The organism is Pelagicoccus sp. SDUM812003, assembly GCF_031127815.1.
GTDB lineage: Bacteria > Verrucomicrobiota > Verrucomicrobiia > Opitutales > Opitutaceae > Pelagicoccus.
The window spans coordinates 1-12,421 of the sequence record NZ_JARXHY010000016.1 but is presented as its reverse complement, the minus strand read 5'-3'; the positions used below and the strand labels follow the sequence as shown (position 1 = coordinate 12,421).

The 12,421-nt window shown below is 58.0% G+C and carries 5 protein-coding genes; all 5 read left to right on the top strand.

Annotated features, from left to right (window positions below; genetic code table 11):
- Positions 1 to 1,533 (top strand): sodium/solute symporter, encoded by a 1,533-nt coding sequence (locus QEH54_RS18480; protein ID WP_309020188.1) that lies wholly within the window; start codon positions 1 to 3, stop codon positions 1,531 to 1,533.
- Positions 1,530 to 3,959, top strand: a complete 2,430-nt coding sequence (locus QEH54_RS18475) for a beta-galactosidase (RefSeq protein WP_309020187.1) — start codon at positions 1,530 to 1,532, stop codon at positions 3,957 to 3,959. The genes QEH54_RS18480 and QEH54_RS18475 overlap by 4 nt, the downstream gene beginning before the upstream one ends.
- Positions 3,960 to 4,428: 469 nt before the next feature.
- The gene (locus QEH54_RS18470) at positions 4,429 to 7,932 is read left to right on the top strand and encodes an FG-GAP-like repeat-containing protein (protein WP_309020186.1); all 3,504 of its coding nucleotides are present in this window, start codon (positions 4,429 to 4,431) and stop codon (positions 7,930 to 7,932) included.
- Between the two features lie 118 nt (positions 7,933 to 8,050).
- Positions 8,051 to 9,124 (top strand): glycoside hydrolase family 43 protein, encoded by a 1,074-nt coding sequence (locus QEH54_RS18465; protein ID WP_309020185.1) that lies wholly within the window; start codon positions 8,051 to 8,053, stop codon positions 9,122 to 9,124.
- Between the two features lie 271 nt (positions 9,125 to 9,395).
- Positions 9,396 to 12,017 (top strand): TonB-dependent receptor, encoded by a 2,622-nt coding sequence (locus QEH54_RS18460; RefSeq protein ID WP_309020184.1) that lies wholly within the window; start codon positions 9,396 to 9,398, stop codon positions 12,015 to 12,017.
- Positions 12,018 to 12,421 lie beyond the last annotated feature (404 nt).

Below are 12,421 nucleotides of genomic sequence, written 5' to 3'. Positions count from 1 at the left end.
ATGACCCTTAGCGTATTCGATTTGGTTTTCTTCGCGGCGTTTTTCGTCGTCGTCATCGGCTTTTCCGTGTGGAAGAGCCGCGGTGGCAGCGATAGCAGCGACTATTTCCTCGGAGGACGCAGTTTGCCATGGTGGCTGATTGGCATCTCGATCGTGGCTGCCAACATCTCCACCGAACAAATGGTGGGCATGGCCGGGCAGGGCGCCGGCGATGTGGGCATCGCGGTGAGCCTTTGGCAGTTGGCCGGCTCGATTGGCGTAGTTGTATTTGCGTTTACACTACTTCCGCGATTGTTGAAGTCTGGCATCTACACGATCCCCGAGTTTCTGGAGTATCGCTACAACAGCTTGGCCCGAGCCATCATGGCGTTGATCACCGTGATCATCTACATCGGGGTGCTGCTCACCGCGGTGCTCTACTCGGGCGGCTTGACGATGCAAACGGTGTTGGGCGTCCCGTTGACGCAAGGCGTCTGGGTGCTCGGTGTGGTGGCGGCCTTGTACACGGTTTGGGGCGGCTTGAAGGCGGTGGCCTGGGCGGATTTGTTCCAGGGACTTGCCTTGTTGTTGGGCGGTCTACTTGTATTTGGTTTAGGACTACACGCGGTCGGTGGCTGGGAGTCGTTTGCGGAGGCCAACGAGGAACGGCTGCACATGATTCTGCCTTCCGATCATCCGGTGTTGCCCTGGACGGGAGCGTTCGCTGGCATGTGGATCGTTTTGCTCTACTACTGCGGGCTCAACCAGTTCATCGTGCAACGCACCTTGGCCGCCCGTACGTTGAGGGATGGGCAAGCGGGGGTGATCTTCGCTGGGGCGCTCTGGCTGCTGGTACCGTTTGCCATCGTATTGCCAGGAACCATGGCCTCGCAGCTCTTTCCGGAGGTCGAAGAGACGCCGGACCGGGCGTTTCCGTACATGGTGACGAATCTCATCCCTGCAGGCTTGCGTGGCTTTGTGCTGGCGGCGATTGCGGGGGCTATCGTGAGTTCGCTGGGCTCGATGCTGAATTCCGCGTCCACGATCTTCACCATGGATATCTACCGTCGCCTGTTTCGACCCAACGCCAGCCAAACGAGCCTGGTGCTGGTCGGGCGTTTGGTGACGGCGGCTAGCGTAGCCTTGGCCTGCTTTTTGGCGCCGCAATTGGCGGATCCGCGCTTCGGCGGTGTTTTTCAGTTTATCCAACAATTCCAAGGCTATATCTGGCCCGGAGTGGTGGCAGCTTTCGCTTTTGGCTTGCTGGTGCCCACGGCGCCGCCTGCGGCGGGGGTGTTCGCTCTGTTGGCCGGCCCGGCATTGTACGGGCTGTTTCAGGCCTTCGCCCCGGATATTCATTTCCTGCTTCAGGTCGCTCTGACCTTTCAACTCGTAGTGTTTGCCATGGGCTTCATCACCTTCGTTTGGCCACTGGAAAAACCGCGCGCGCTACCCGTGCGGGAGGATCTCGATGTGACGAGCTCGCCCAAACTCAAGCTCGCGGGCGGTGCGGTAGTCGTTGCAACTGTACTGATAATATGGATATTTCGATGAAAAAACTAATCTGTCTCGCCTCGCTAACCCTTTTCATGGCTTCACCTGAATTGAACGCTCAACGCACGTATTCGCTCGACCTTGACCAGCCGCTGCCGCCCGTGCGGCGTGGACACCTCGATCTGGGAGGGGAAAGCGTAACGGGAGAGCGCGTGTCGGTGAATAATCAATACATCGAGCTTAACGGAGAACCCTGGATTCCGGTAGTTGGCGAGATCCACTTCGCCCGCTATCCGGCGGAATACTGGAGCGAAGCCATCCGCAAGATGAAGGCTGGCGGCATCAACCTGATCGCGACCTACGTTTTCTGGAATATGCACGAGCGGGTGGAGGGCGAGTTCGACTGGGAGGGCGACCGCAACCTGCGTCGGTTTCTAGAGCTTTGCGAAGCGAATGACGTGCGAGCCATCGTTCGCATGGGGCCCTTCTGCCACGGCGAGGTACGCAATGGCGGCATCCCGGACTGGATCTACGGACGCCCGGTGGAAATACGTTCGAACGATCCCGGCTATCTTTTCTACGCGGATCGTCTTTATGGTCAAATCGCTCAGCAATTGGACGGACTGCTGTTCAAGGACGGCGGCCCAGTTGTTGGTGTGCAGTTGGAAAACGAATACCAGCACAGCGCCGCTCCGTGGGAATGGACCTATCCTGGCGCTCCCAGAGAGTTTACGGTGGCGGACCGCGATGTCGATGTGACGCATTATCAAATCACCGCGGGAGGGCCTGAGAACAAGTTTGCCGACGCAGGACGCGATCATATGGCGACGCTCAAGAAAATCGCTCGTTCGCATGGCATCGACGTGCCGATCTATACCGCGACGGGATGGGGCAACGCGGCGATCGTGGAAGAGGGAAGCATCCCAGTGACGGCCGGCTATGCCTATCCCTTTTGGGCGCCGCCCGAGCCATCTGACTTTTACTTGTTCAAAGACATTCGCTTGAACCCCGATTACCCTCCGATCAGCTACGATGCGGATTTGTATCCATCGATCCCTGCCGAATTGGGAGCGGGGATCTCGCTGACCTACAAGCGCCGGACTACGGTGCTGCCATCAAGCTTGGCGCCGTTGATTGTGCGGACTCTAGGCAGCGGAGCTAACGGAATCGGCTACTACATGTACCATGGCGGTTCGAACCCGGTGATCGACGGGCACTTCTTCAACGAGCAGTCCGGCGGACTGCCACGCATCAACTACGACTATCAAGCCCCCATCGGTGAATACGGCGAGATGCGCCTGCACCATCGGGAGCTGAAGCTGCTCCACCTGCTTCTGGACAACTGGGGCGACCAGCTGGCGCCGATGCCGTCGATTCTTCCGGAAACGAATGCGGATATCGAACCGAGCGATGTGGATACGCTGCGTTGGGCGGCCCGCACGGATGGGAAAAGCGGTTTCGTATTCTTGCACAATTTCCAGGATCATGTGGAAAATCATGATCTAACCGGCCTGCGTTTAGAGCTGGAAGGAGGTGACGATGAAGTAATTTCGTTCCCGCATGAGGGAACGTTCACTCTGAGCAAAGACGCGAGCGGCGTACTGCCTTTCAACCTCGGGCTTGACGAGCTGAAGCTGCGCACTGCCACTGTGCAGCCGCTGACCGTTTTGCAAAATGGCGACGAGACGCATTCGGTATTCATGACCGTCGAAGGCATGCAGCCCGAGCTAGTGTTCGAAGGCGATCAGGCTGTCCAAACCGAGCATGGCAGCAAAGCGCGAAAACGCGATGGTGTGACCGTGGTGACCGGGGGAGACAGCGAGCCGTTTCACTTCCGGTCAGGCAAACAGCATTTTCTGGTGATACCGCGGGAACTGGCGCTCACACTGGCGCACGCCGACGAGAGCAAGCTGGTCTTTGCCGACGCGGATGGATTCCCAGCTCCGGAGGGACTGGAGCTTCGCACGGTAGGGAAAACGTCGATACGCGTTCAGGTCTACCCGACGACTGCTGTCTCGCAGCTACGGTCGAGCCGGGGAACGGTGGAAGCCCAGTCCGCTCAGAAAAGCGGCTTTGCCGCCTGGCAAGTGAACTTCGAAGCGATAGAACCACCCATCAAAGTGCGCCGCATCGGCGAACGCCGCTTGGCGCTTTCCGTATCCGAAGAGGGGTTACAGACGGACGACGTATGGTTACGGATCCCATATGTCGGCGACCGCGTGGCGGCTTTCATCGGAGGCGAGTTGGTGGCGGACCACTTCTACTTCGGCCAGCCGTGGGACATCGGGCTGCGCAAGTTTGCGGACCGTCTGTCTGGTGAAGAAATGATTTTCGTGTTCCACCCAGTTCATCCCGACGTGACCTACCTGCAGGATTTGCCGGAAGCGGTGCAGGCGGAACTCGCGGAGCGTAGCAAGCCCTTGCTGCGAATCGAGAACCCGACTGCCCAAACCGAGTACCGCACCCGCTTGACCTTCAGTCAGTAGCAACGAACGATCCTTTGGGGCCGCCGCGCTTTTTACTCGTGTTCGAAACACGTTTTAAGACGTGTAGTGAAGCGGGACCTCCGGGCCCGCGCTGTTTGGTGAGGAACAGCTTCAGTAGCTCTGCCGATAGGTCAGCTGCCCAGTCCTTCTTCCGTCCTCGATCCCTGCGACCTGACAGGCACTGGACGAGCCCTCCTTTATGGTGTTCAAGCGCATTCATGAGCGTGCCCGGAGGTCCCGCTCCACCTTCAGAGGGGGGTGCGCCTGATTCATCTTGCCCGGAACGAAGGAAGCGATTTTGCTCGGTCTACCTTGTTTAAACAGTTTTATAGAATGAAACACAGTTTTGATCAGCTGGCGAGCGAGGGAAGGGGCAAGGATGTGTGATTGGGCTCGTCTCTTTCCTGGTCTTTGGCGCCAAGGTTGTTTAGCCGGGGGTTGCCTAGGAATAACGACGGCTGGACTAGCTTTGGAAACGGATGGATTCGTAGCAGTTCCCTTCGACGCACGAAGCGATTCGGTGGAGTCGAAAACCTTGTTTTCTGAACTGTCGCCCGAGCAAACCGGTATCGTCGCCCCGAATGCCTACGACGATCCGGAGATGTGGCGTTCTCGCTACAAGGAGTTTACTCAGGGACCGCTCGGTACGGGTGTGGCGCTGGGCGACTACGATGCCGACGGATTGTTGGACGTTTTTATCGTATGCAAAACCGGGCCGAACCGCCTGTTTCGCAATCTCGGAGACTGGCGATTCGAAGACGTCACCGATGAAGCTGGCGTGGCCGGGCCCGGGGATGCCTGGAAGACTGGCGTCTGCTTCGTGGATGTGAACAACGATGGCTGGCTCGACCTCTATGTCTGTCGCGTTGCAGCGCCGAACCTCTTGTATCTAAATCAAGGAGACGGGCGGTTTGTGGAAGACGCGAAAGGGGCGGGCCTCGGCCTGGTTGATGCGAGCGGCATGGCTGCGTTTGCCGACTATGACCGCGATGGTTGGCTTGATGTTTATATCGTCACCAACTTGGTAGACGTCGCCAGCGAGCCCGATGGTCAGCCTGACTACCTGTATCGCAATCGCGGAGACGGAACGTTTGAAGAGGTTACGGAAATAGCTGGCATGAGCGGAAAAGCCGCGGGGCATGCTGCCGTTTGGTGGGATCATGACAACGATGGTTGGCCGGATTTGTATGTGACGAACGACTACGGCTGGCCGGACCAGCTCTGGCGCAATCAGGGAGACGGGACCTTTCGAGATGTATTGAGCGAAGTCATGCCGCACATTCCATGGTATTCCATGGGAGCTGACTTGGGTGACGTGAACAACGATGGGCTGCTCGATTTTCTCGTCGCCGACATGATGCCACGCGACCGCGAATGGGATCAACGCACTCTGATCGCCCCGCGTTCCCGCATGGTGGATCCGGTCGATCCCAACGTGGCCCCTCAGTACATGCGCAACACCTTGTTCATCAATACGGACACCGGCCGCTTCTTGGACGCTGCTTGGTTGTCGGGCCTGGCGGCTACGGATTGGACATGGTCGGCGCTTTTCGAGGATCTCGACGAAGACGGTCTGCTCGATCTGCATGTAACCAACGGCACCATACGAACCTTTTGGGACTTCGACATGCGACGCGCCAGCCGGGTGGATGGCGCCATGATCGTCAGACGGCGTTTGATGGCGTCGCCGGTGCAGAAGGAGCGCAATCTCGCCTTTCGCAACGTTGGCGATCTGCGCTTCGAAGAGACCGGCGCGGCTTGGGGATTGGATCGAAAGGACGCTAGTTTCGGGGCCGCGTTCGGGGATCTCGATGGCGATGGCGATCTCGACCTCGTGCACAGCAACTTCGAAGGCAACCCGTCCGTCTATCGCAACAACGGGACCGAAGGCAATCGAGTGATTATCGACCTAAAAGGCTCCGCTTCGAATCGATTTGGAGTCGGCGCGACGATCCGGCTCGAGTCTTCTAAGGGGACGCAGGTTCGCCAAATCGCATCGGCGCGGGGTTACGCTTCCTCCGGCGAAACGGCAGCTCATTTCGGTTTGGGAGCAGACGAGCTCATCGCTCGATTGCAGATCGACTGGCCGAGTGGACAATCTCAGGTATTCGAAAATCTGGCTCCTAACCAACGCTATACCATCGAGGAGCCGGAGGGGGCATCTCGTCCGGTGCCGCCGTGGAAAGCTCAACCGCCTCGAACCCAGTTCGTCGAAGTGAGCCAGGCCTTGAAGCTGGATGTTTCGCAGCAGGAGCAAGACATTGACGAGCTCGCGACTCAGAGGCTGTTGTCGATGCGGCAGAATTCGCTCGGTCCTGGCATGGCGATCGGTGATCTCAATGGCGATAGAATCGATGACTTGGTCATTGGAGGAACCTCGACCGAAGGCGCGACTGTACTGCTCTCGCAGTCGGGCGGACGTTACGTGGAAACTCCGCTGCGATCGATTCATTCCCGGGCCGCGGTAGCAGATGCAGCGCCGCTGCTGCTGGATGCGGATGGCGATGGCGATCTGGACTTGATGCTGGCAAAAGGCGGTGTGGCGGAACCGGCCGGCTCCAACGCCTATCAACCGGAGCTCTGGCTCAACTCCGCCGGCAAAGGCTCGTTCAGACGGGCCGTGGATGGCTGGGCGCCTGTGTATCCAGAAAGCGCGGGACCCGTCGTGGCGGCGGACTACAATCGCGATGGTTTGCTCGACGTGTTCATTGGCGGTCGGGTGGTGCCGGGTGCGTATCCAAAGATTCCGCGCAGCGCCTTGTGGGAAAACAAAAGAGGACGCTTCGTGGACCGCGCGAACGCTATCGCGCCCGGATTGGAACGCGCCGGCTTGGTTCAGGGCGCCTTGTGGAGCGACGTAGACGGCGACGGATGGATTGACTTGCTGGTGGCAACCACCTGGGGCACCGTGCGATGCTGGCGAAACCTTGCCGGTCTGCGGTTCGAGGAAGTCACGGCTGAGCTGGGCTTCGATAAGAGGACGGGCTGGTGGACTTCGATCGCCGCGGGCGACTTCAATAGCGACGGACGACTCGATTACGCGGTTGGTAACCTCGGATTGAATACGCCTTATCAAGCCAGTCCTGAAGAGCCTCTAGTGGCGTTTTCGGGCGTTTTCGACGATACGGGTGAGCAGCATTTCATCGAGGCGGTGTGGGACGATGGCGAACTGTATCCGCGACGAAACCGGATCATCATGTCCATGGCTATGCCGTGGATTTTTGATAAAACCGATACTTTCAAAGCCTACGCTGAGGCGGCGTTGGACGAGCTCTTGCCGGAGGACGCTCTGGAGCAAGCCAGGCGTTTGCAAGCAGTCGAGCTGCGAAGCGGAGTCTTTCTCAGTGGCGACGCCGGTCTATTCGAATTTCATCCGCTGCCTACGCTTGCCCAGCTGGCTCCGGTCCATGGATTGATAGTCGGGGATTTCAATGCCGATGGACGCGACGATATCTGCCTGACGCAGAATACGTATGCCCCGATCCCGGAAAACGGTCGCTTTTCCGGTGGGCTGGGCGCCTTGCTGTATGGCGACGGCAAAGGTGGCTTCGATGCGGCACCGTACAAGAAAAGCGGATACGTGGTGCCGGGCGACGCCCGAGCTCTCGCTCCGATTGATCTGGATCGGGACGGTTGGCCAGAGCTGTTCGCAACGCGACACCAAGACGCTTCGCTGCTCTTCGGAAATACCGGAGTACAAGGGCGCGTTCCCATGTGTGTCACTCTCAAGGGACCACCCGGAAATCCCACCGCGGTCGGGGCGATCGTCATTCTCGAGCTGCAAAACGGAGAACGCTCGTTTCGCGAGGTACATGCTGGCGGTGGATACATGAGTCAGGGATCGGGCGCCTGCTATTTCGCTAGTTCGTCTGACAATCCTCCGAAACGAATCATCGTGCGCTGGCCCTCTGGCGAAGTCCGTTCTATCGACAACCCGCCTCTAGGCGGAATCATCTCGCTGTCCGCCCGCTAGGGAAACTCCATGATTCTTTTGTATCATTGAAGTCATCCTCCAACCTGTGAACGGCTGATTCGCGACCATTCCTAGAACCGAAACTCGAACCCACAACTTCATACTTCACATATATAACATGAAAAATTGGATACACTCTTTGTTTGGACTTACCTGTTTGCTGGCGCTGCCGTTTGCTGTAGCGCAGCAAAACGGCGACGCAGCGAAAGTGATGCATATGCCGGACATGCCCTTGCATGATCCCTTCATCGTGGCCTACGAGCCGACGCAGACCTACTACCTCTACACCCGCAACGAGCCTCAGCTCACTGGCGTGGATAAGCTCGGCACCATGGCCTATACTTCGAAGGATCTGAAAAACTGGTACTCGCCGAAAGTGGTATTCACGGTGCCGGAGGAATCTTTTGCCCAAGAAGGAAACTGGGCTCCGGAGGTGCATGAATACAAAGGAAAATTCTATCTCTTCGTGACGCTGCACGACAGCGACGCCTACCTGAAGCGTCCACCGGAGGCCTGGCGCGATACTTACGTGCGCGGCACCATCACCGCAGTTTCGGATACGCCGGACGGACCCTTCGAAATGCTCAACAAGGACGGCCCGGTGGCGCCAAAGGAACTGATGACCCTCGACGGCACATTGTACGTCGACCAGGAGGAGCAGCCTTGGATGGTCTACGCTCACGAGTGGCTGCAGCGTATCGACGGCACCATCGAAGCGGTGAAGGTGTCAGACGATCTTTCGCGGGCGATTGACGATCCTATCCACCTTTTCAAGGCCTCGGACGCGCCGTGGCTCAATCAGTCGATCGAAGTCTCCGACGCGGGACTTTCCTATGTGACGGATGGGCCGCAGTTCTATCGCACCAAGGACGACGTGCTGCTGATGCTTTGGTCGAGCTACGAGTCAGGCAAGTACGTGCAGACCATCGCTCGCTCGGAGTCCGGCACCTTGATGGGGCCGTGGGAGCAGCTCGATCCGCTGGTCAAGCGCGACTCGGGGCACGGCATGTTGTTTCACACCTTTGAAGGCGATTTGATGATGGTGGTGCACCGTCCCTTCTACAACGCCCGCGGCAAGCTCTTCGACATGGCCGACCGGGGCGACCACTTGGAAATCCTCCGCCAACGCGTCGACTTAGACGGCGATCCGGAATACGAAAATTTGCAGAGGGCCCTGGGCTTGGAGGAGTAGGTAGCTGATCGAGTTGGCCATCCTCCCAACGCGCCTCAGGGCGTGTTTCCAAGGAGGCTCTTTGCTGATTCGAAGCCGAGGCGAACCAGCGCTGAGCTTTCGAACGCGACATACCTAGGGAAGCCTACCGTGGATAGATGATTTTTCTCGGTTTTTTTATCGTAGATGGTGGTTTTTTCGATACTTCGGCGCATTGGAATTAGGAACGCGTCGACGTTGCTTTATCCCAAGGGTCGTCGCTCCAACTTACTACCTCAAAGCCTAATACCACATGACTGTATTCTCGGACGATCCATCGTTATCCGCGAAGCCTTGTCGGCGTTTCACGCCCGCAGTGATTGCCTTCGCGTCTTTGTTTTCACCCCTAACGTTCGCTCAGGAGGATTCCAGCGACGATGATATTTTCGAGCTGGACGAATTCATCGTCCGGCCCGTTCAGGCCAGCTTGGTCGAGGCGCAGGAGGTTAAAAAATCCGCCGCGCCCTTCGTCGACGCTATCGTCGCCCAAGATATCGGCAAACTGCCGGACAACACCGTAGCCGACGCTTTGCAGCGCGTGCCCGGCATTCAGGTGACTCGCGGCTCCGGCGAGGTCACGAGTGTCTTGATCCGTGGTTTGCCGAATCTTGCAACGACCCTGAACGGAGAGGAGATCTTCACCGGAACGGGTCGCGGCGTGACTTTGAGCGACCTGCCGGCCGACTTGATTTCCTCGGTCAATGTTTACAAATCGCGCACGGCCGATCAGGTGGAAGGCGGTATCGCCGGATTGATCGACGTACGCTTGCGCAACCCGTTCGATTTCGACGGCAGCAAGACCGCCGGCACGCTTCGCTTGATCCACGGCGAAGACTCCGGGGACACCAGCTGGGTGGGAAGCTTGATGAACAGCAACCGCTGGGAACTCGACGGCGGAGGCCAGCTCGGCGTGCTGGTCGCAGCTTCACGTCAGGACATCAAGTATCAGGACCAGACGATCTACAATTTCGAGTGGGGCAACCGCCCGGCCACGAACAGTGACGGCGATCCGTTAGTCTATCCCTTCAACTCCGGGCCCATCGTGCACCGTGGCGACCGGCAGCGAAACGCGTTTAATCTGAATATCCAATACGCTCCGAAGGAGAATGTGGAGTTTTACACCAACTGGCTCTACACCGGCTACCGAAACCAGTATCAAAACTACTTTTTCGTGGGTCTGCCATTCACGGGAGCGGTCGATTCCTTCGAGCCGTATCCAGGAACGGATGACGTGCCTGCCGTGCTGGAGACCAGCAATCACTTCCTGATTACCAGCACCCAGGCCTACGACGACAAGACCGATGGCTACAACGGCGTTTTCGGCGTGCGTACTACCAATGGCGATACTACCTTCTCGAGTGAGTTCATCTACAACTACAACAAGTTCACCAATCAGAATCTCATCATGGATATCGCCAAGGGCGGTATTCCGGAGGTACGGATGACGTTTCACCCGAACTTCGACGCAAGCTACCCGGGCTCCGACATTTCGGATCCAGCTGGCTACGGTCTCTGGGGCTTGTTCGACAACAACGGCTTCGCGGAAGGGGAATCGACGGTCTGGCGAGCGGATGTGACGCGCTTGTTCGGCACTCAGTTCTTCAACAAGCTTTCCGCAGGGGTGCGTTGGAGCGAGCGTGAGGTGGGCTCTCGCCAGTCGGATCGTGCGGACGTGGCGCCAGCGGACGGTCGCGGTGTGACAGCGGTGTCTTCCATCGACGGCCTCGGAGCGACGTCGCCAGACAATAGCTCTGGCCTCGATATTTCTCTCGAAAACTGGTATACGCCGAGCGCGGACTTCCTGTACAATAACGCCGACCAAGTTCGCAGCCTCTTTGGCCTGCCTCCGGGCCTAGCTCCGTTCAATCCAGCGGTCGCATTCGACGATACGGAAACGACCTACGCAGCGTATGTGCAAGCCGGATACGGTATGGATTTGGGTGAAATGCCGCTCGATGGTCAGATTGGCGTTCGCGTAGTGAAGACCGAGCTCAGTCTTCGCGGCTACGACGATGGCGTGCCGATTGACAGTTCCTCAGACGAAACTGAGGTGCTGCCGGTGCTCAACGGCAAGCTACAGCTCACGCCTACGACCTATCTGCGCGGCTCGTTTGGTCGCTCGATCACCCGTCCGGAGTTTTCGGATCTCAATCCAGTAGTGAATCTCAGCGGCCCGACGACTACCGGCGGGGGTACCGGCACTGGTAGCGGTGGCAACCCTAACCTCGGAAACGTGGAGTCCGACAACTACGATTTGAGCTTGGAACGCTACTACTCAGATAACAGCTTCTTCTCGATTGCAGGTTTCCATCGCGAGATCTCCGGTTACGTGTTTACGGATACGGAGGTCGAGACCGTCGACGGGGAGCAATACGCCGTGACTCGACCCCGCAACACCGGTAGCGGCAGCTTATCCGGCGTCGAATTCGGCGTGCAGCACTTCTTCGAAGCCGTAGATGGGCTCGGCATACAAGCGAACTATACCATCATCGACGGGGAGACATACGATCCGGTTGCTGATGAAACATTGGATCTCGCCAACGTATCCGAAAACTCGTACAACTTGATCCTCGTCTTCGAGCGCAACAAATTCTCGACCCGATTGGCCTATAACTGGCGCGACGCATACATCGAGGATTTCAATAACGTTGACGCGCCGGGAGGACCCGGGGGAACGGTTGTCGTAGATGCCACGGATCGCTTCGACTTTTCAGCGAGCTACGCGTTCAACGAGAACATGACGCTATCCTTGGACGTGACGAACCTCTTCAAGGAAGGTCGTCAAGACTACTTCGACGCCGTTGGTTCGCCGTACCCGAGAGACGCTCGAATGTACGATAGAACGGTTGAGCTAGGCTTCCGTTTCCGTTTCTAACGGTACCCAGTTTATTTATACGCAAAGGCGACCGCTGTATCGGTCGCCTTTTTCGTTCTAGGAGGAAGAGCGGGTAGGGCGGACTGGCCCAGTCCGCCGCTGGGCGCCGATGGAGCGGTAGGGTTTTTCGAATCCTGCAGCGCGGCGGTCTGGGCCAGACCGCCCTACCTTGGTCGTTCGGATGGATAGCGTTCGCTTGCTTCACTTGTATAAAGCTCACGAATACGGGTGCTTGATGCCGGACGGGTTTATCGTCCTTCTTCAGGCGTCACCAGCTCGCCGACGGTTGGCCAGCCGTCGTCGGTCCAGGCGATCTTGTTGATGCGGAGCTTCGCTATGGCGCGCTCGTGGGAGGCGTCGTAGGCGTGATAGACGAGGTAGTCGGTGCCGTCGAAGGTGTAGGC